Here is a 19,160-nt window from a genome sequence, read left to right as displayed (position 1 = left end):
CCAGGTACGGCGGACCCGCCAGCGGGGGCGGCGTCCCACTCGCTTCATATGGTGTACGTCATGAGCGTGAATCGAGAGGCCGTCGAGTTCCGCGGCGGCGCAGGGTCAATCGCGGCCGACCGGTGGCTGCCGGCTGCCGGTGTCGCGGACCGGGGCATCGTGCTGATGCTGCACGGCGGCGGCCAGACCAGGCACTCCTGGAATCGCGCCGCGGCGGACCTGTCCGCGGAGGGCTGGACCGTCTACACCCTCGACGCCCGCGGTCACGGCGACAGCGACTGGTCGGCCGACGGCGACTACCGGCTCTCCGAGCTGGTGACGGACCTGCACACCGTGATCGGCCAGCTGAACCAGGCGCCGGTGGTCTTCGGCGCGTCGCTCGGCGGGATGACCGGTCTGATCGCGGAGGGGGAGAACCCGGGGACGGTCCGCGCGCTGGTCCTGGTCGACATCACCCCGAAGGTGGAGCCCGAGGGGGTGCGGCGGATCGGTGAGTTCATGAAGGGGAACCCGGACGGCTTCGCCAGCCTCGACGAGGTGGCGGACGCGGTCACGGCGTACCAGCCGCACCGGACCCGGCCGAAGAACATCGAGGGGCTGCGGCGCAACCTCCGCGAGCGGAACGGCCGGCTGTACTGGCACTGGGATCCCGCCTTCACCAGCCCGCGGTCCGGCAGCGTCGACCCGGTCGACAACCACTCTCGGATGGCGACTGCCGCGCGGGACATCGCCGTGCCCACCCTGCTGGTGCACGGCGGCCGGTCGGACATCGTCGGCGCGGACGGCGTCGAGGAGCTGCTCGGGCTGATCCCGCACGCGCAGGCCGTCAACGTCTCGGCCGCCGGGCACATGGTCGCCGGGGACGACAACGCGATCTTCGTGCAGGAGGTTGGCGGCTTCCTCGACACGCTCGGGTAGCCGAGCGGGGTCGCGGACTCAGCCGGAGGCGCTGTCGTCGGTCGGCGAATCATCCTCTCGCCCAGGCGCGCCGACCGCCCTGGCGGGCAGGCGTCCGGTGGCGAACAGTGCCGCGACCGCGAGCAGGGCGGTCAGCGCGAGTGCCACCCGGAGGGCGTCGAGTCGTGCGTCCGAGTTGACGTCGACGATGGCGTCGGCGGTGGCACCGGTGACGCCGGCGGCCCCCAGGGCGTCCTGCAACTGGGTGGTCGACAGGAACGGCACCCCGTCGGCCAGTTCGGTGGACGCCTGCTGCTGCACCGAGACCGGCACGGCCGGGTTGTTCTCGATGCCGCCGATGGCCGACGTGGTCAGGGTGGCGATCAGTACCGATCCGATCAGCGCCGTGCCCAGTGAGGCACCGAGGTTGGTGGCGGTGTTCTGGAGACCGCCCACCTCGGCGCTCTGCGAGTCCGGCACGGCTGAGACGGTGATCGCGCCGAGCTGCGAGGAGAGCGCGCCGAGCCCGAGACCCATGAACAGCATCGGGACCATGACGACCGCGGCGTCACTACCCGGATCCATGCCGGCGACCAGGATCAGGATCCCGACGATCATCGACCCGAGGCCGATCCGGACCACCCGTCGCGGATTCGCGTTCGGCCGGAGCTTGGGGATGCCTGCGGCGGCCAGCACCAGGGCGAACGACAGCGGCAGGATCCGCACGCCGGTTTCGAGGGCGCTGAGTTCGAGGACCACCGACAGGAAGAGCGGGACCGCGAAGAACACACCGGCCTGAATGAGGAACTGCGCGAAGAACATCGAGAGACCGCCGGAGAGCTGCCGGTTGCGGAGCAGTGCGGGGTCGAGCAGCGGTTGGCGGTCGGTGCGAGCCAGATGCGTTTCCCAGCGCAGGAATCCGTACATCACGCCGAGTCCGGTCAGCAACAGCCAGAGGGTGGGCGAGAGTCCCGCCAGCTGTGGCCCGCCCGGCTTGGGGAGCACCCATCCCCATTCACTCGAGCGCAGCACCCCGTAGACCAGCGCGCCCAGTCCGAGCACCGACAGACCCGATCCCACCAGGTCGAGCCGGACGCCTGCCGGCGGAACGTCCTGCAACTTGCGCAGCACCATCAGGATGATCACCACGATCACGACCTCGCCGGCGAACACGTACCGCCAGGACGCAAACGTGGTCACCGCACCGCCGAGGAGCGGGCCGACGGCCACCGCCATCGCGCCGGCCGCGGCCACCAGTCCGTAGGCAGCGGTTCGCCGCTCGGGCGGAAAGTTCGCGGCGACCAGCGACACGATCGCCGGCATGATCAGCGCCGCCCCGATCCCCTCGAGCAGGGACCAGCCGATCAGCAGCACCGTGAGATTGGGCGCGAGCGCGGTGGTCAGGGAGCCGGCGGCGTAGATGACCAGGCCTAGTCCGAAGGCGCGACGGCGGCCCAGGATGGCGCCCACCTTGCCGCCGGTGATCATCAGGGTGGCCATCACCAGCGTGTACAACGTGATCGCGGTCTGGATGCCGGTGATGGTGGTGCCCACGTCCGCGGCGACGGTGGCCATGGACACGTTCATCACCGAGCTGTCGAGAGTCATCAGGAACTGACCGGCGGCCAGCACCAACAGCACCTGGCCGGAACCCGCGCTTCTCCTCGCCACCGACACGTTGTCACTCATGGTGTCCCTCTCTGCGTCGGTTCCGGTGGAGCGCCCTCTAGATGCTGCGATGCCCGACAAGCGCCGCGACCGCCGCAGTGGCGGTCGCGGCGGGACGATCCGGTCGGGACCTAGGACTCACGACGGCGCGCGCCGACCGGTCCTCGGGCGGCGCCGTCGGCTGCTCGAACACGAGTCGGGTTTTGCGGATGTCGAAGACGCCGTGCCGGCCGCCGAACCGCGGGGTGACGAGACGCGGGGCGCCGAACGGCATCGGGCAGGGCGCTCGGTGACTGCCCGGGTGTCGACCTCGACTGTCAACTGGATGCGCGAATCGCGCTGCGTGGGCGCCGGGGGTCCGCGACCCGTTCACCGAGACTCGGAAGCCGTCGAACGGGTCGTCCGCAAGGTTCGCGTCGCCGGAAATCCAGGCGACGCCGTGCGTCCAGGACACCCGAGGAGTATCGCACGCGTCCGGACGCGTTCACCGGACGAACACGACGGTGCCGACCTGAACTCGGCAGCTGTCGGAGTGGGCGGCCCGACCGACTCGGACGGCCGTCGACGCAGGTCGCGGTCACGAAGGCGCCGGTTCTGGCCGCTGTGAACGATCCCGTCGGCGTGACCCGGCCCTGGCCGTCGCCCTCGTCGCCGGGCCACGTCGTGGTCGTGTGGGTGGCCGAGGACGTCCTCGATACGCCCGGGTGCGGGTGACCCTCGGATGGCCGGTAGGAATGATGGACCTCGCCCCCGGAAACCGGGGGCAAGCACCGATTGCCCGTCCCGGGCACAAAGGAGATGCGCAATGGCCTTCGCAGGCAACGTCGACGAGCTCGCCCTGTTGCAGACAGTCCGGCTCAAGGGTGCCGTGACGGCGCCGGTGCTGGCCGAGCAGCTTGGGGTCGGCGAGGGCTCGGCGGTGGCAGCTCTCGAGGCGCTCGTCGCCGCGGGACGGGCGAGCGAGACCGGTGACGGCGTCGCGCTGACCGATGCCGGACTCGCCGAGCTCACCGATCAGCTCGACGCCGAGCGGGTGTCGATCGACGAGTTCCTCTTCGCCGAGGTGGTCGAGCGATTCGAGCCGCTGGACGCGGAGTTCGCGGACTTCGGCGGCGATGCGGCCACGCTCGCCGACCTGGACCGGCGAGCGGAGGACGTCTTCGACGACGTCTCCGCGTACGTGCCTCGACTGGCGCGGTACCAGGAACTGCTGGCGACCGCCCGTGCGGACGCCGACGCGTATGCATCGGTGTGGGCGGAGCTGCGACAGGAGATCCTCGGGGCAGCCGGGCGCTGAGTCGGGCGCGACCGCCGCACCAGCCCTGGGTGCGGCGCTCCGGTCCGGTTCGCGGCGCGGGGAGTGGCGAATACGTGTCGGCGCCCCGCCCGCGGACTGTGTCGTGGGTCACGTCCGTGCGGGTAGGTTCTAGGTCGGGCGGCCTGCCGCTGCCCGTCCGTAGGCGCGCGCATCGGAGGGGATCGAATGACAGGGGAGTTGCCCAGCTACGACTCGGGAGCGTGGGACGGACCCGCGCTGAGTGAGACCATCGGCGACAATTTCGACCGGACGGTCTCGATGTTCCCCGATCGCGAGGCCCTCGTGGACTGTGCGAGCGGAACCCGTTGGACCTACGCCGAGTTCGCCGCCGAGGTGAACGCGCTGGCGGCAGGACTGCTGCAGCGCGGAGTGGGGAAGGGCGACCGGGTCGGGATCTGGGCGCCGAACTGTCCGGAGTGGGCTCTGATCCAGTACGCGACGGCGAAGATCGGCGCGATCCTGGTCAACATCAACCCCGCCTACCGCTCGCACGAGTTGCAGTATGTGCTCGAGCAGGCGGGAATCCGGCTGCTGGTCGCCGCGACGAGCTTCAAGGCCTCCGACTACGCGGCGATGATCGAGACGGTCCGGCCGCAGTGCCCCGGCTTGCAGTCGGTGGTCCTGATTGGCAGCAATGACTGGCGTGGGCTCGTCGCGGACGGTCTGGCCGCGCAGGCGGCCGACCCGTCCGTGCTGGCCGCGGCCCAGGCCGCGCTCTCGCCGGACGATCCCATCAACATCCAGTACACCTCTGGCACAACGGGTTTCCCGAAAGGTGCCACGTTGAGCCACCGCAACATTCTCAACAACGGCTACTTCGTGGGCGAGCTGTGCCACTACACCGAGGCCGACAGGGTCTGCATCCCGGTGCCGTTCTACCACTGCTTCGGAATGGTGATGGGCAACCTCGCGTGCACCAGTCACGGTGCGGCCATGGTGATTCCGGGACCGGCGTTCGACCCGAAGGCCACCCTGGAGGCGGTGCAGGCGGAGCGGTGCACCGCTCTCTACGGCGTGCCGACGATGTTCATCGCCGAACTCGCCGAGCCCGGCTTCGAGGTCTACGACCTGTCGAGCCTGCGGACCGGCATCATGGCCGGCTCGCCCTGCCCGGTGGAGGTGATGAAGCAGGTCATCGAGCGGATGGGGATGTCCGAGGTGTCGATCTGCTACGGCATGACCGAGACGTCCCCGGTCTCGCTACAGACCCGTTCCGACGACACCGTCGACCAGCGGGTGTCCACGGTCGGGCGGGTCGGACCGCACCTCGAGGTGAAGGTCGTCGATCCCGCGACCGGTCTGACGGTCCCGCGCGGGGAGGCCGGCGAGCTGTGCACCCGCGGCTACTCGGTGATGCTGGGCTACTGGGAGAACCCGGAGAAGACTGCGGAGGCGATCGACGCCGCCGGGTGGATGCACACCGGCGACATCGGGGTGATGGATTCCGAGGGCTACGTCGCGATCACCGGGCGGATCAAGGACATGGTGATCCGGGGCGGGGAGAACGTCTATCCACGCGAGATCGAGGAGTTCCTCTACACCCACCCCGACGTCCTCGACGCCCAGGTGATCGGCGTGCCCGACGCGAAGTACGGCGAGGAGTTGATGGTGTGGATCCGGATGCGCGAGGGTGCGGTGCCGCTGGACGCCGACGGGGTGCGGGCGTTCTGTGACGGCAAGTTGGCGCGCTACAAGATTCCGCGCTACGTCCATGTCGTCGACGAGTTCCCGATGACGGTGACCGGGAAGGTCCGCAAGATCGAGATGCGGGAGAAGTCGGTCGAACTGATCGGTCACCGATAGCGGGAGGCCCCGGGTGATCACGAGCCTCGGACGGACAACCGCCGCGACGGCGGTGCTCCTCGCCGCGCTCGCCGGCTTCGTCGACGCGATGGGCTACATCACTCTCGGCGGGTACTTCGTCTCGTTCATGAGCGGGAACTCGACCCGCGCCGCGGTGGCGGCCGTCGACGGCGTTTGGCATTCGGCCCTGGTGGGCGCGGCGCTGATTGGCCTGTTCGTGCTGGGCGTGGTGGCCGGTTCGCTGCTTGGGCGCCGGGCGGGACCGCGGCGTGCGACCGCTGTGCTGTTGTTGATGACACTGCTGCTGATGGTGGCTGCCGTCGGTCACGACGTGGCTCCCAGCCAGGTGGTGATCGCGTCGATGGCGCTGGCGATGGGGGCGGAGAACACGGTGTTCGAGCGAGGTGACCAGGCGTCGATCAGCCTGACCTACATGACCGGAACGCTGGTCAAGCTCGGTCAGCAGCTCGCGGGTGCGCTGGCAGGGGGACCGAAGTGGGCCTGGGTGCGCTTCGCTGTGCTCTGGCTGGGGTTGGTCGCCGGGGTGGTCGTCGGTGCCGCGGTGCACCGGTGGATCGGGCTGAACGGGATGTGGCTCGCGGTCGCGGTGTCGGCCCTCCTGGCGATCGGGATGTCGCGGGCGCGCTGGGCTGTCTGAATTCCGCGTGGTGCGTGGTGCGTGGTGCGGCGTGTTGGCTTGGGTGCGGGTCAGGTCAGGTCGGGTCAGCGGGGCGCGTACATGATCACCGCAACGCCGACCAGGCAGAGCAGCGCGCCCGTGACGTCCCACCGGTCCGGGCGGAACCCATCCATCGCCATGCCCCAGATCAGGGATCCGGCGACGAACACCCCGCCGTACGCGGCCAGGATCCGCCCGAAGTTGGCGTCCGGCTGCATCGTTGCTACGAAGCCGTAGGCGCCGAGGCCGATCACGCCGAGCCCGACCCAGAGCCAGCCGCGGTGTTCACGCACGCCCTGCCAGATCAGCCAGGCACCACCGATCTCGAGGACCGCGGCGAGGGCGAACAGAGCGATGGACTTCGCGACGGTCATCGGCGGAGGCTTTCGGGCATGGTCTGGACCCTAGCGGCAGGTGGCGGGACTGGGGGTGAGGAGGGGTTCGCCGTGGACGCCCTGCGAACCGTGGTTGGTGCGGATCTCCGTTTCCGTTCCCGCCCGTGGTACTCGCTTGCCATACGGGCTCCCGCTCAGCGCGGCGCGGAGCGGTTGCGGCCGAATACATCTCGGCCGCAACCGGTCCGGTTGTGGATGGGCATTCAGGCCTTCGCCTGGTCAGGCTCCGTGGATCTCGCGCCGGTTGTGGGCCGGCCGTGGTCTTCGCGCCGGGTCCACCCAGGCCGGGGGTGTGAACCACGGGAATCCGTCCGATTCGATCTTCACGGCCCAGTGGTTCTTGTGAATCATGGTGTGGTGCTTCTTGCAGAGCAGCACGAGGTTGGCCAGTGCGGTCGGGCCGCCGTCGATCCAGTGCCGAATATGGTGCGCGTCGGTCCATGCGGCGGGGCGTCCGCAGCCGGGGAATGCGCACCCGCAGTCTCGGGCGACGAGTGCCTTGCGCAGGCTTGGTGTGACGAAGCGGGTGCTGCGGCCGACGTCAAGGGGGTTGCCTTCCTTGTCGACGAAGACCGCGGTGACTTTCGCGTCGCAGGACAGGCGTGCCGCGATGGCGGCGGAGACGGGTCCGGCCCAGGGCATGCTGGCGTGCCGGACTCTGCGGTACCGGCGGGGCGGCCGGACGTCTGAGCAGTTGTCGCCGGGTGTGGATCTGGTTGCGCCGACGGGTCCGGTTGCGTTGTCGGAGTGGTAGTCCCAGCCGTTCTTGGTCCAGGCCCCGGTCGCGGGCGCCTTCGCGGTCTTGGCGACGGCTTCCTTGAGGGCGTCGAGGTCGATGGTGACGGTGACGTGCGGCCGTTCACCGCCCTCGACCGGCCCTCGGGCGTTGTCGAGGTGGCCGCGGATGATCTGCTCCAACGCGTCCGCGCGGCGTTTCGCGGCGGAACGGGGGTCGCGGATGGGGTTTCCGTCGTCGTCGGTGCTCGGGTGCGGCTTGGACAGGCCGGACAGCGCGGTGTTGAGGGCTTCGCCGACCTCGGCGTCGAAGGATCCCTTCACGTGCACCCGCCCGCCCAGGGTGGCGGAGGCGTGGAACTCGTTGAGTTCGGGGTTCTCTCCGTCCGGTGGCACGGTCCCGTCGAGCTGCAGCAGCAGTTCCAGGGCGCGGGCTCGTCTGCGGAGGACGGTGGCGTTCTCGAGTTGGGCGGCGATGAGGAGGTAGGCCTGGCAGTCGTCGGGTCGCCCGGTTTCGGGTTCGGGGTGGTCCCAGTCCGTTTCCGCCGGCGGGCCAGGCTGACCGACGGTGAGTCGTTCGAGTCGGGCGAGGAAGTCGACGATCACCTGGACGTGCCCGAGTTCGATCCGTCCGGCGTCCAACGCGGCGGCCATCCGCGGGTGCAGGGGGAGTTCGCGGCCGAGTCGGACGATCTTGCCGGCGTGGCCTGCGGTCATGTGGGTGGCGTCGGCGAGCCAGGAGGTGGTGTCAGCGGCACCGAGGTGGTTGGGGACGCAGCGTTGGTCGGCCTCGTGGACCAGTCGGACCCGTAGGGCCTCCAACTCGAGGATCTTCGATGACAGTTCCGGGACGGTGCTCGCGAGCTCGGTTTCGTCGAGTCGCCATGCCTCGACCCGGGCGGGGTCGGTGAGCATGGTGTCGAGTTCCATACACCATACGGTACTCGCACATGCATTCGATATCAATGATGTTTCGCCAGGTGAAAGGTCTGATTCCTGTGCGCACTTTTGTCCCCTTCGTGGGCCGCAGCGCGTACAGGCGCCATCGGCCGACCGCAATCTGCGGTCACGGCGTGGGTAGCGCCGCGACGCCCGCCCCGTCCAGCTGGGTCAGGTCGGCCGGCCGACCCGCCATTGCTAGCAGCAGCTGTTGCATCGGGCCCTGAACGAGCGCACCGGCGCCCGCAAACCACTCGACATCGGTCGCGACCATCCGCGCACGACAGACCTTGTGCCGCACGCCCATCGACGCGGCGAGCGGTCGGACCAGTCCCGCTGCGCAGGCCGCGGCGACGGGTGGCGTGGCGTGTGTCCATTTCTGTCACCGCGGAGCGGCGTCCTAGACCCCCGGCGCCAGTGCCGCCGCCGTCATTCGGCGCAGGACCGAGCGAGTGCGGGCGGGGGCCGACGGGTTGACGCTGTGCGGGGTGGAGTTGATCAGGCCGAAGGCGGCGTGCGCCTTGATCCGGGCGTCCGCCTCGTCCAGGTTGCGGTCGACTTCGCGGAGCACCTGGACCCACGTCTCGACGTAGCGTCGCTGGAACTGGCGCACCTGATGCCGCGCGTCGTCGGGCAGGGACGCGAGGTCACGGTCCTGCACGCGGATCAGGTCGGGTTCGTCGAGCGCGAAGTCGAGGTGGAACTCCACCAGGTCGGCGAGGGCCTCCTTCGGATCGGCGGCGGCCGACGCGACCTCGGTGCCGCCCTCGAACAGGCGCCGACTGACGTCGACCAGTAGCTCCACCAGCAGCGCCTCCTTGTTGGGGAAGTGCCGGTACACGGCAGGGCCGCTGATGCCGACGGCGGCGCCGAGGTCTTCGAGGCGGACGCCGGCGAATCCGCGCTCCGCGATCAGGCGCGCCGCGGCGCGGAGCAGTTGGGCCCTGCGGTCCGCCTTGAGCAGGGCTCGTCGGGTGGGTGCGTCGCCCGTCGGTCGGGTCGGGTTCGGTGTCATCAGCGAGCCCCCTTCTGGCGATCGATTTCGTCCGAGGTCTGGACAGTTCGGTTAATCATAGTTATCTTAAATTGAGTTATTCAGTCTTAACCGAATCTCGGATGGGCGGCGGCATGACGGTCGACGGTGATCGGAACAGGGCCGAGCATCGGCGGCTGGTTGCCGAGCTACGGACGCGACTCGGCGTCGCCGCGCTCGGGGGCAGCGAGTCGTCCCGACAGCGGCACCTCGACCGCGGCAAGCTGCTCCCGCGCGAGCGAGTGAACACCCTGCTGGACCCGGGCAGTGCCTTCTTGGAGTTCTCGCCGCTGGCCGCGAACGGTATGTACGACGACCAGTCGCCGGGCGCAGGCATCATCACCGGAATTGGCCGAGTGTCGGGCCGCGAGTGCGTCATCGTCGCCAACGACGCCACCGTCAAGGGCGGGACCTACTACCCGATGACGGTCAAGAAGCACCTGCGGGCGCAGGAGATCGCGCTGCAGAACAACCTGCCCTGCATCTACTTGGTGGACTCGGGCGGTGCCTTCCTGCCCCGGCAGGACGAGGTGTTCCCGGACCGCGAGCACTTCGGGCGCATCTTCTACAACCAGGCGAATCTCAGTGCCAAGGGAATCGCCCAGATCGCCGCGGTGATGGGCTCGTGCACCGCCGGCGGCGCCTACGTCCCCGCAATGAGCGACGAGGCCGTGATCGTGCGCAACCAGGGCACCATCTTTCTCGGCGGCCCGCCGTTGGTGAAGGCGGCGACCGGTGAGATCGTCACCGCGGAGGAGCTCGGCGGCGGCGACCTGCACTCCAAGGTTTCCGGCGTCACCGACCACCTGGCGGACGACGACCAGGACGCGTTGCGCATCGTCCGCCGGATCGTTGCCACCCTCGGTCCGCGCACCGACCGGCCCTGGGACGTGATCCCGGTGGTCGAACCCGCCGCCGCCCAGGCCGAGCTCTACGACGTGGTGCCCACGGACCCGCGCACCCCGTACGACGTGCGCGAGGTGATCGCCAGGATCGTCGACGGCGGCGCTGACGGCAGTTCCGGCTTCCATGAGTTCAAGGCCGAGTATGGCAAAACCCTGGTCACCGGCTTCGCGCACATCCACGGTCATCCGGTGGGCATCGTCGCCAACAACGGCGTCCTGTTCGCCGAGTCCGCGATGAAGGGGGCGCACTTCATCGAGCTGTGCGACAAGCGCAGCATTCCGCTGCTGTTCCTGCAGAACATCGCCGGGTTCATGGTCGGCCGGGACTACGAGGCCGGCGGCATTGCCAAGCACGGCGCGAAGATGGTCACCGCGGTCGCGTGCGCCCGGGTTCCCAAGCTCACCGTGGTGATCGGCGGGTCCTACGGCGCCGGCAACTACTCGATGTGTGGACGCGCGTACTCGCCACGGTTCCTCTGGATGTGGCCCAACGCGCGGATCTCGGTGATGGGCGGCGAGCAGGCCGCCTCGGTGCTCGGTTCGGTCGGCTCCGGCCAGGACCCCGACGCGCTCCGTGCGCAGTACGAGGCGCAGGGAAATCCCTACTACTCGACCGCGCGACTGTGGGACGACGGGGTCATCGACCCGCTCGACACCAGAACTGTTCTCGGGCTGGCTCTTTCGGTGTGCGCGCAGGCGCCGCTCGAGCCGGTCTCCTACGGCATCTTTCGAATGTGACGAGCAGGAGGTGAGCGACATGGCTGAGTTTCACACCGTCCTGGTGGCCAACCGCGGCGAGATCGCGGTGCGCGTCATCCGCACGCTGCGGGAGATGGGCATCCGGTCGGTGGCCGTCTACAGCGAGGCCGACGCCGGTGCGCGTCACGTCCGGGAGGCGGACACCGCGGTTCTGCTCGGTCCCGCGGCCGCGCGGGAGAGCTACCTCGACATCGACAAGGTCATCGCCGCCGCGGTGCGCACCGGTGCCCAGGCCGTGCATCCGGGATACGGGTTCCTCTCGGAGAACCCGGTTTTCGCGGCCGCACTGGAGGCGGCCGGGATCGCGTTCCTCGGACCGTCGGCACGCGCCATCGAGGTGATGGGCGACAAGATCACCGCGAAGAACGCGGTGGCGGCGTTCGACGTCCCGGTGGTCCCCGGCATCGCCAGGCCCGGGCTGACCGACGCGGACCTGATCGCGGCCGCCGACGACATCGGCTACCCGGTGCTGGTCAAGCCCTCGGCGGGCGGTGGCGGCAAGGGCATGCGATTGGTCACCGAGTCGGGCGCCCTCGCCGAGGCGCTCGCCAGTGCCCGCCGCGAGGCCGCCTCCGCATTCGGTGACGACACCCTCTTCCTGGAGCGGTTCGTGCTGCGGCCCAGGCACATCGAGGTCCAGGTCATCGCGGACACGCACGGCAACGTGGTTCATCTCGGCGAGCGTGAGTGCAGCCTGCAACGCCGGCACCAGAAGGTGATCGAGGAGGCCCCCTCGCCCCTGCTCGACGAGGCGACGCGGGCGCGGATCGGCGAGGCCGCCTGCAACACCGCGCGCAGCGTGGACTACACCGGCGCTGGCACCGTCGAGTTCATCGTCTCCGCGGACAGTCCCGACGAGTTCTTCTTCATGGAGATGAACACCCGGCTCCAGGTCGAGCACCCGGTCACCGAGATGGTGACCGGCCTGGACCTGGTCGAGTGGCAGGTCCGGGTGGCCGCGGGCGAGAGGCTCGGCTTCGGGCAGGGCGACGTGACCATGACCGGGCACGCCATCGAGGCCCGGGTGTACGCGGAGGATCCCTCGCGTGGATTCCTGCCCACCGGCGGGCTTGTCGTCGACGTGGTCGAGCCGACCGGGCCGGGTGTACGCGTCGACTCCGGTCTGCGGGCGGGCACCGAGGTCGGCAGCGACTACGACCCGATGCTGGCCAAGGTGATCGTGCACGGCGCGGACCGGTCCGCAGCCCTGCGAGGGCTCGACCGGGCGCTGGGGGAGACGGCGGTGCTCGGTGTGGTGACCAACATCGAGTTCCTCCGGTTCCTGTTGGCCGACCTCGACGTGGTTGCCGGACGACTCGACACCGGCCTGCTCGACCGTCGGGTCGAGGACTTCGTCGCGGCCCAGGCGTCGGACGAGGAGTTCATCGCCGCCGGCACCTACCGATGGCTCGGCGGCTGGCCCGCTCGGGCCGAGCTCGCCGACCCCTGGTCGCTGCCCACCGGCTGGCGGGCCGGGGAGTCGGTGCCCACCAGCATCCGACTGGTCGGCCCGGCCCGCGCCAATCACGTCCGGATCACCGGACACCCCGGTGCCGCGACGGTGTCACTCGAGGACGGCGAAAGCCGCAGCCTCACCGCGACACTCGACGGGCAGCTGCTCTCGCTCGTGCTCGACGGCCTGCGGACGACCTACCGCGTCGCCGAGCACGACGGCCACATCTGGCTGGCCGGGCCGCGCGGTACCACGGTGCTCCGGCAGGCGGTGGAGGTCAGCGTGCGCACCGGAGACGTGCACGCCGGCGAGGCCGAGATCACCAGTCCCATGCCCGGATCTGTCATCGCGGTCGGCCCCGAGTCCGGCACGGCCGTGGCCGCGGGAGACATCCTGGTGGTGGTCGAGGCGATGAAGATGGAGCACGCGCTGCGCTCGCCCGTCGACGGCACCGTCGAACTGATGGTGGCGGCGGGCGAGCAGGTCAAGGTCGACCAGTTGTTGGCCCGCGTCACCCCCGACGACCCGAACGACACCGACCTGAAAGGCGCCGTGTCATGACCGACTACCTCTCCAGCGGACAACTTCCCGACGAGTACCGGCAGCTGGCGACGACCGCCCGGGACTTCGCGCAGGCGGTCGTCGCGCCCGTCGCCGCCGAGCACGACGCCAACCGCACGTTCCCCTACGAGGTGGTCGCGGGCATGGCCGATCTCGGGCTGTTCGGCCTGCCCTTTCCCGAGGAGTTCGGCGGCCAGGGCGGTGACTACTTCGCCCTCTGCCTGGTGCTCGAGGAACTCGGAAAGGTGGACCAGTCGGTCGCGATCACCCTCGAGGCCGGTGTCTCGCTCGGTGCGATGCCGGTGTACCGGTTCGGCAACGACGCCCAGAAGCAGGAGTGGCTGCCGCAGCTCACCAGCGGCCGGGCCCTGGCGGCGTTCGGGCTCACCGAGCCCGGCGCCGGCAGCGATGCCGGCGGCACCAGGACCACCGCCAGGGAGGACGGCGAGGACTGGGTCGTCAACGGCAACAAGCAGTTCATCACCAACTCCGGAACCGACATCACCCGGTTGGTGACCGTCACCGCGGTGACCGGCATGCGCGAGAACGGTCAGAAGGAGATCTCGACGATCCTGGTGCCGACCTCGACGCCCGGCTTCACCGCCGAGCCCGCGTACGACAAGGTCGGCTGGCACGCCTCCGACACCCATCCGCTGACCTTCCAGGACGTCCGGGTGCCGCGGGAGAACCTGCTCGGCCAGCGCGGCCGCGGCTACGCGAACTTCCTGCGGATCCTCGACGAGGGCCGGATCGCCATCGCTGCACTGAGCGTCGGTGCGGCGCAGGGCTGCGTCGACGAGTCGGTGAAGTACGCGAAGGAGCGTCACGCGTTCGGCGGGCCGATCGGTGCCAACCAGGCCATTGCCTTCAAGATCGCCAGGATGGAGGTGCGCGCCCACGTGGCACGCACCGCCTACTACGACGCCGCCGCACTGATGTTGGCGGGCAGGCCGTTCAAGAAGCAGGCCTCCATCGCCAAGCTCGTCGCCAGCGAGGCGGCGATGGACAACGCTCGCGATGCGACCCAGATCTTCGGCGGCTACGGTTTCATGAACGAGTACCCGGTGGCCCGGCACTACCGGGACAGCAAGATCCTCGAGGTCGGCGAGGGCACCACCGAGGTGCAGTTGATGCTGATCGCAAGAGAGGCGGGACTGTGACCGGGGCAAGCGGAGCGACGGGGGATGTGACCGGGGCGAGCGAAGCGACGGAGGAGCCCGCCGCACGAAGGGTTGTCCAGCGTGGACTCTGGTTCGAGGAGTTCGAGACCGGCGTCGTCTACGAGCACCGGCCCGGCCGCACCGTCACCGAGGCCGACAACGTCCTGTTCACCACCCTGACCATGAACACCCAGGCGCTGCACCTCGACGCCGCGTTCAGCGACGCACTGCCGCCGTTCAACCAGCGGCTGGTGAACTCGATGTTCACCCTCTCCACCCTGGTCGGGCTATCGGTCGCGCAGCTGACCCAGGGCACCATCGTCGGGAACCTCGGCTTCTCCGAGATCGCCTTCCCCACACCGCTTTTTCACGGCGACACCATGTACGCGGAGACGGTGATCGTGGACAAACGTGAGTCGAGGAGTCGGCCGGGGGAGGGCATCGTCACCCTTGCCCACACCGCGCGCAATCAGCACGGTGACATCGTCGCAACCGCGGTCCGCAAGACCATGGTGCGCAGGAGGCCGCCCGGGGACGCGGCGGTGGCGTCGTGACCGAGTGGAACCCGCCCGGCTCGGCATGGCTGTTCTGCCCGGCCGACCGGCCGGAGCGGTACGCGAAGGCCGCGGCCGCGGCCGACGTGGTGATCCTCGACCTCGAGGACGGCGTCGGGCCCGAGGACAAGGTCGCCGCCCGGCGGGCGCTGATCGAGAATCCGCTCGATCCCGCGCGCACCGTGGTCCGGGTCAACGCGGCAGGCACGCCGGACCAGGCGCTGGACCTGGCGGCGCTCTCGCAGACCAGGTACCCACGGGTGATGCTGCCCAAGTGCGAGTCCGCCGAACAGGTCCGCTCGCTCGCCCCGCGTCAGGTGGTGCTGCTCGTGGAGTCGCCGCTCGGCGCGCTGGTCGTCGCGGAGGCGGCCCAGGTCGCCAATGCGATCGGCGTGATGTGGGGTGCCGAGGACCTGGTCGCCGCGCTCGGCGGCAACTCGAGTCGATGGCCCGACGGGGGCTACCGGGACGTGGCCCGGCACGTGCGTTCGGCAGTGTTGTTGGCGGCGAAGGCGCACGGGCGGTTCGCGCTGGACTCGGTGTACCTGGACCTCGAGAACCTCGGCGGTCTGCGAACGGAGACCCAGGATGCGGTCGCGGTCGGCTTCGACGCCAAGGTGGCGATCCACCCGCGGCAGGTCGAGGTGATCCGCGAGGCGTACGCGCCGACGGACGACGAGATCGACTGGGCGAGGCGGGTGCTGGCGGCGGCAGGCCGGGAGCACCAGCGCGGGGTGTTCGCCTTCGAGGGGCGGATGGTCGACGCGCCGCTGCTGCGGCACGCCGAACGGATCGTGCGCAGGACCGGTAGCTAGAGCTCGTCGAGGTGGAAGTGGGATGCACGTGAGGGACCCCGGATCTCCGGCACCGCAGTGGGTGCCGACGGCAGCGGACATCGATCGCGCGAGAATCACCGACTTCGCGCGCTGGGTGGAGTGCCGGCATGCGGTGGCGCTGCCCGACTACCGGGCGCTGTGGCAGTGGTCGGTCGACGACCTCGACGGCTTCTGGCGCGGCGTCTGGGACTACTTCGACATGCAGTCCCGGACGCCGGTCGGTGAGGTGCTGGCCGAGGAGCGAATGCCCGGCGCGGTCTGGTTTCCCGGGGTCACGCTCAACTATGTCGACCAGGTGTTGCGTCACGAGCGGGCGGACCGGCCCGCGCTCGTCTACTCGGGCGAGGCTGTGGGCTCGGGCTCGGGCTCGGGCTCGGGTGCGGATCGCGGTGCCGAGGTGGAGGTGTCCTGGGCCGAGCTGCGGCGGCAGGTCGGGGCGTTGGCGGCGACGCTGCGCGGGCACGGTGTCGGCGTGGGTGACCGGGTCGTCGGGTACCTGCCGAACGTGCCCGAGGCGGTGATCGCGTTCCTCGCGACCGCCAGCCTCGGTGCGGTGTGGTCGGCGTGCGGTCAGGACTACTCGGGCCCGGCGGCACTGGACCGGCTCGGACAGCTGGCGCCGACCGTGCTGATCACCGCCGACGGGTACCGCTTCGCCGGCAAGGAGCACCACCGCGGCGAGGCCGTGCAGCAGTTGCGCGAGGGACTGCCGAGCCTGAACCTGACGGTGCAGCTGTCCCGGTTCGGCGCGGCCGCCGGTCCCGCGGCGTCGGGCGCCGTGATGTCCTGGGCGGACGCCACCGCGGGCGACGCTCCGCTCGAGCCGGTGGCCGTCGACTTCGACCATCCGCTGTGGGTCGTCTTCTCCAGCGGCACGACGGGACTGCCGAAGGGCATCGTGCACGGGCACGGCGGGGTGGTCCTCGAACACCTCAAGTCGATCGCGCTGCAGAACGACGTCGGCCCCGGTGACACGGTGTTCTGGTACACCAGCCCGAGCTGGATGATGTGGAACTTCCAGGTGGCCGCACTGCTGGTCGGCGCCACCGTGGTCTGCTACGACGGCAGCCCGTCCTACCCGGCGACCGATTCCCTCTTCGCCTTCGCCGCCCGCCACCACGCCACGTTGCTCGGCACCAGCCCCGGCTACGTGCTGGCGGTCGCGAAGGCCGGGCTGGTCCCGCGCCTCGACCACGACCTGGGCGCGCTGCGGGCGGTGGGCATCACCGGGTCGACGCTGCCGGCAGCGTCGTCGCTGTGGCTCGCGGAGAACGTCGGGACCGCGGTGCCGGTCTTCTCGATCAGCGGCGGCACCGACGTGGTCTCCGCGTTCGTCGGCGGGGTGCCGACGGTCCCGGTGTGGCCAGGTGAGTTGTCTGCTCGCTACCTGGGGGTGGCGCTCGAGGCCTTCGACGAGGACGGCAACCCGGTCCGCGGGCAGGTCGGTGAGCTGGTGGTCACCAGGCCGATGCCGTCGATGCCGGTGCGGTTCTGGAACGACGCCGACGGGGCCCGGTACCGCGACGCGTACTTCGACACCTATCCGGGGGTGTGGCGGCACGGGGACTGGATCACGATCACCGAACGGGACAGTGTCATCGTGCATGGCCGTTCGGACTCGACCCTCAACCGGAACGGGATCCGGATGGGCAGCGCCGACATCTACCAGGCCGTCGAGGCGTTGCCGGAGATCGTCGAGGCGTTGGTGATCGGTGCCGAGCAGCCCGACGGCGGTTACTGGATGCCGCTGTTCGTGGTGCTGGCCGACGGCGCCGCGCTCGACGACGCGCTGCGTGAGCGGATCAGGTCGGCGATCAGGGAACAGGCGTCGCCGCGGCACGTGCCGGACCAGATCACCGAGGCGCCGGGCATTCCGCACACCCGGACCGGCAAGAAGCTCGAGGTGCCCATCAAGCGCATCTTCCAGGGCGCCGATGCCAGCCGGATCCTCGACCGAACGGCGATCGACGCGCCGGAACTCATCGACTGGTACCTGACTCAGCGGCTCTGACCAGGCAATTCGGATATTGCGTCGCACTATGTAATGCAACCTTTGTGAAGTCGGCCACAATTTGCGCGGCATTCCAATACGCTTCTGCCACGTCGGGCGACAGGGTGGGTCCGAGACCGGGGGGCAGGCGCGTAGTCGCAGCTCAACGGTCCGGTTCTGTGCATGACGTCCGGGATGAAGATGAAGCCGCCTACATGCAAAGGATGCGCCGTGAATCTGAAGAGAATCGCTCCCGCGATCGCCGCACTCGCGACCGTCAGCCTGATCGCCGCGGGTTGTAGCAGCGACAGCGGTTCGGACGCCGCCGCAGACGGCGCCAACGCCGCCACCGGCGACCCGATCAAGGTCGGTCAGATCGTGCCCATCGAGGCACCGGGCCTCGGCTCGGTCACCTACGCCGAGAGCACGGTCGCGTCGGTCAAGGCGTTCAACGAGCGAGGCGGAGTGAACGGTCGGCCGCTCGAACTGCTGCAGTGCGACTCCAAGGGTGATCCCAACACCGAGGTCGACTGCGTGAACAAGATGATCTCCGACGGTGCCGTCGCGACCCTCGCGGACTTCACGCCTGCCTCGGCCGAGGCGTCGTCGAAGTTGCTGTTCGACGCCGGCATCGCCCGGATCGGGTTGAACCCGGTGAACATGGCGGACTTCACCGCCACGAACGTCTACACCCCGTTCTCCGGGTCCCTGCTCAACCTGTACGGAATGATCGACATCCTGGTGGCGCAGGGCAAGACCAAGCTTTCCCTGATGCGTCCCGACCTCCCGGTCACCGCCCAGCTGGTCGGCCTGCTGACGCCGGCGGTCAAGGCCAAGGGCGCCGAGATCGTCAACGACGTCGCGGTGGGCGCGGGTGCGACCGACTACACCCAGTTCATCGCCGCGGCCGAGCGCAACGACGCGCAGGGCGTGATCATGGCGCTCGGCGCATCCGACGCCAACCCGATCGCGCAGGCATTCGAGCAGCTGCAGTCGAAGCTGACCTTCGCGCTGGGGACGGCGGGCTTCACCCAGGCCGACCTGCAGGATCTCGGCACCTTCGCCACCTCCTCGACGTACACCAGCCCGACCCCCGCGCCCTCGTCGAGCACCGACGACTTCCCGGGCCTCAAGGACTTCCTGGCGGACATGGACAAGTCCGGCAAGGACGAGCTCAAGCAGGAGAACCTCACCGGCGACGCGGTGAACCCGTGGTTGTCGGTCCGCGCGTTCGGCGAGGTCGCCAAGGGCCTCCCGACGATCGACGCGAAGTCGGTCTGGGCCGGATTCGAGAACGCCGAGAAGCTCGACATGGCCGGACTGATCCCGGCCTGGACGCCGGGTGCGGTCGAGCCCTTCGGGATCTTCCAGCGGGTCTCGAACTCGATGATGTACAAGATGACGTTCGACGGTGACGTGCTGGTCACCGACCCGACGCAGTACGACCTGCGCGGCCCCACCTCCTAACCCCTGCG

At 69.6% G+C, this 19,160-nt stretch carries 16 protein-coding genes; 11 read left to right on the top strand and 5 right to left on the bottom strand.

Translation table 11 applies throughout. The features are described from left to right. The first annotated feature begins 60 nt into the window (after positions 1–60). Positions 61–918: an alpha/beta fold hydrolase gene (locus ACFO6S_RS14875; RefSeq protein ID WP_378418231.1), complete on the top strand. Its 858-nt coding sequence runs from the start codon at positions 61–63 to the stop codon at positions 916–918. Positions 919–936: 18 nt separating this feature from the next. Here the strand turns inward: ACFO6S_RS14875 and ACFO6S_RS14870 are convergent, their stop codons facing one another. Then, positions 937–2,586, bottom strand: coding sequence for an MFS transporter (locus tag ACFO6S_RS14870; protein ID WP_378418229.1), 1,650 nt, complete (start codon positions 2,584–2,586; stop codon positions 937–939). A 784-nt stretch (positions 2,587–3,370) separates the two neighbouring features. Between ACFO6S_RS14870 and ACFO6S_RS14865 the strand changes: the two genes are divergently transcribed. The 3 genes from ACFO6S_RS14865 (at position 3,371) to ACFO6S_RS14855 (ending at position 6,344) form a co-directional block, all read left to right on the top strand. Next, on the top strand, positions 3,371–3,862 hold the full coding sequence (locus ACFO6S_RS14865; protein ID WP_378418227.1) for a hypothetical protein: 492 nt from the start codon (positions 3,371–3,373) through the stop codon (positions 3,860–3,862). Between the two features lie 186 nt (positions 3,863–4,048). Beyond that, positions 4,049–5,686, top strand: coding sequence for an AMP-binding protein (locus tag ACFO6S_RS14860; protein WP_378418225.1), 1,638 nt, complete (start codon positions 4,049–4,051; stop codon positions 5,684–5,686). A gap of 13 nt (positions 5,687–5,699) precedes the next feature. After that, complete coding sequence (locus tag ACFO6S_RS14855; RefSeq protein WP_378418223.1) at positions 5,700–6,344, top strand: YoaK family protein; 645 nt, start codon at positions 5,700–5,702, stop codon at positions 6,342–6,344. A 65-nt stretch (positions 6,345–6,409) separates the two neighbouring features. On the opposite strand, the gene ACFO6S_RS14850 is transcribed toward ACFO6S_RS14855, so the two are convergent. The 4 genes from ACFO6S_RS14850 to ACFO6S_RS14835 all read right to left on the bottom strand — a co-directional run bounded on the left by ACFO6S_RS14850 (position 6,410) and on the right by ACFO6S_RS14835 (position 9,449). After that, entirely contained in the window at positions 6,410–6,739 is a 330-nt protein-coding gene (locus tag ACFO6S_RS14850; RefSeq protein WP_378418221.1) for a YnfA family protein, read from the bottom strand. Positions 6,740–6,979: 240 nt separating this feature from the next. Beyond that, on the bottom strand, positions 6,980–8,425 hold the full coding sequence (locus ACFO6S_RS14845; protein WP_378418219.1) for an HNH endonuclease signature motif containing protein: 1,446 nt from the start codon (positions 8,423–8,425) through the stop codon (positions 6,980–6,982). A 136-nt stretch (positions 8,426–8,561) separates the two neighbouring features. Then, the gene (locus ACFO6S_RS14840) at positions 8,562–8,708 is read right to left on the bottom strand and encodes a hypothetical protein (RefSeq protein ID WP_378418217.1); all 147 of its coding nucleotides are present in this window, start codon (positions 8,706–8,708) and stop codon (positions 8,562–8,564) included. A gap of 126 nt (positions 8,709–8,834) precedes the next feature. After that, positions 8,835–9,449 carry an SACE_7040 family transcriptional regulator gene (locus tag ACFO6S_RS14835; protein ID WP_378418215.1) on the bottom strand — a complete coding sequence of 205 codons (615 nt, stop codon included), beginning with the start codon at positions 9,447–9,449 and terminating at the stop codon, positions 8,835–8,837. A 113-nt stretch (positions 9,450–9,562) separates the two neighbouring features. Here ACFO6S_RS14835 and ACFO6S_RS14830 point away from each other — a divergent pair, with 113 nt between their 5' ends. The 7 genes from ACFO6S_RS14830 to ACFO6S_RS14800 all read left to right on the top strand — a co-directional run bounded on the left by ACFO6S_RS14830 (position 9,563) and on the right by ACFO6S_RS14800 (position 19,152). After that, positions 9,563–11,110: a carboxyl transferase domain-containing protein gene (locus tag ACFO6S_RS14830; protein WP_378418213.1), complete on the top strand. Its 1,548-nt coding sequence runs from the start codon at positions 9,563–9,565 to the stop codon at positions 11,108–11,110. Positions 11,111–11,129: 19 nt separating this feature from the next. After that, positions 11,130–13,145 (top strand): ATP-binding protein, encoded by a 2,016-nt coding sequence (locus tag ACFO6S_RS14825; RefSeq protein WP_378418211.1) that lies wholly within the window; start codon positions 11,130–11,132, stop codon positions 13,143–13,145. Beyond that, entirely contained in the window at positions 13,142–14,305 is a 1,164-nt protein-coding gene (locus ACFO6S_RS14820; RefSeq protein ID WP_378418209.1) for an acyl-CoA dehydrogenase family protein, read from the top strand. Before ACFO6S_RS14825 ends, ACFO6S_RS14820 begins: the two co-directional genes overlap by 4 nt. A 26-nt stretch (positions 14,306–14,331) precedes the next feature. Then, complete coding sequence (locus tag ACFO6S_RS14815; protein WP_378418699.1) at positions 14,332–14,859, top strand: MaoC family dehydratase; 528 nt, start codon at positions 14,332–14,334, stop codon at positions 14,857–14,859. Further along, complete coding sequence (locus ACFO6S_RS14810; RefSeq protein WP_378418207.1) at positions 14,856–15,674, top strand: HpcH/HpaI aldolase/citrate lyase family protein; 819 nt, start codon at positions 14,856–14,858, stop codon at positions 15,672–15,674. Before ACFO6S_RS14815 ends, ACFO6S_RS14810 begins: the two co-directional genes overlap by 4 nt. A gap of 22 nt (positions 15,675–15,696) precedes the next feature. After that, entirely contained in the window at positions 15,697–17,706 is a 2,010-nt protein-coding gene (locus ACFO6S_RS14805) for an acetoacetate--CoA ligase (RefSeq protein ID WP_378418206.1), read from the top strand. A 210-nt stretch (positions 17,707–17,916) separates the two neighbouring features. Next, positions 17,917–19,152, top strand: a complete 1,236-nt coding sequence (locus ACFO6S_RS14800; RefSeq protein ID WP_378418204.1) for an ABC transporter substrate-binding protein — start codon at positions 17,917–17,919, stop codon at positions 19,150–19,152. The last annotated feature ends 8 nt before the right edge of the window (positions 19,153–19,160 follow it).

Source organism: Rhodococcus kronopolitis (genome assembly GCF_042654025.1).
GTDB classification, from domain to species: Bacteria; Actinomycetota; Actinomycetes; order Mycobacteriales; family Mycobacteriaceae; genus Rhodococcus_G; species Rhodococcus_G kronopolitis.
This window is presented reverse-complemented; position numbering and strand designations above follow the sequence as displayed.

What these genes read in the sequence shown, in the direction of transcription:
- ACFO6S_RS14875 (WP_378418231.1), top strand. Translation starts at nt 61, where the DNA reads ATGAGCGTGAATCGAGAGGCCGTCGAGTTCCGCGGCGGCGCAGGGTCA.
- ACFO6S_RS14840 (WP_378418217.1), bottom strand. Translation starts at nt 8,708, where the DNA reads ATGGTCGCGACCGATGTCGAGTGGTTTGCGGGCGCCGGTGCGCTCGTT.
- ACFO6S_RS14825 (WP_378418211.1), top strand. Translation starts at nt 11,130, where the DNA reads ATGGCTGAGTTTCACACCGTCCTGGTGGCCAACCGCGGCGAGATCGCG.
- ACFO6S_RS14865 (WP_378418227.1), top strand. Translation starts at nt 3,371, where the DNA reads ATGGCCTTCGCAGGCAACGTCGACGAGCTCGCCCTGTTGCAGACAGTC.
- ACFO6S_RS14845 (WP_378418219.1), bottom strand. Translation starts at nt 8,425, where the DNA reads ATGGAACTCGACACCATGCTCACCGACCCCGCCCGGGTCGAGGCATGG.
- ACFO6S_RS14805 (WP_378418206.1), top strand. Translation starts at nt 15,697, where the DNA reads ATGCACGTGAGGGACCCCGGATCTCCGGCACCGCAGTGGGTGCCGACG.
- ACFO6S_RS14830 (WP_378418213.1), top strand. Translation starts at nt 9,563, where the DNA reads ATGACGGTCGACGGTGATCGGAACAGGGCCGAGCATCGGCGGCTGGTT.
- ACFO6S_RS14850 (WP_378418221.1), bottom strand. Translation starts at nt 6,739, where the DNA reads ATGACCGTCGCGAAGTCCATCGCTCTGTTCGCCCTCGCCGCGGTCCTC.
- ACFO6S_RS14860 (WP_378418225.1), top strand. Translation starts at nt 4,049, where the DNA reads ATGACAGGGGAGTTGCCCAGCTACGACTCGGGAGCGTGGGACGGACCC.
- ACFO6S_RS14820 (WP_378418209.1), top strand. Translation starts at nt 13,142, where the DNA reads ATGACCGACTACCTCTCCAGCGGACAACTTCCCGACGAGTACCGGCAG.
- ACFO6S_RS14870 (WP_378418229.1), bottom strand. Translation starts at nt 2,586, where the DNA reads ATGAGTGACAACGTGTCGGTGGCGAGGAGAAGCGCGGGTTCCGGCCAG.
- ACFO6S_RS14835 (WP_378418215.1), bottom strand. Translation starts at nt 9,449, where the DNA reads ATGACACCGAACCCGACCCGACCGACGGGCGACGCACCCACCCGACGA.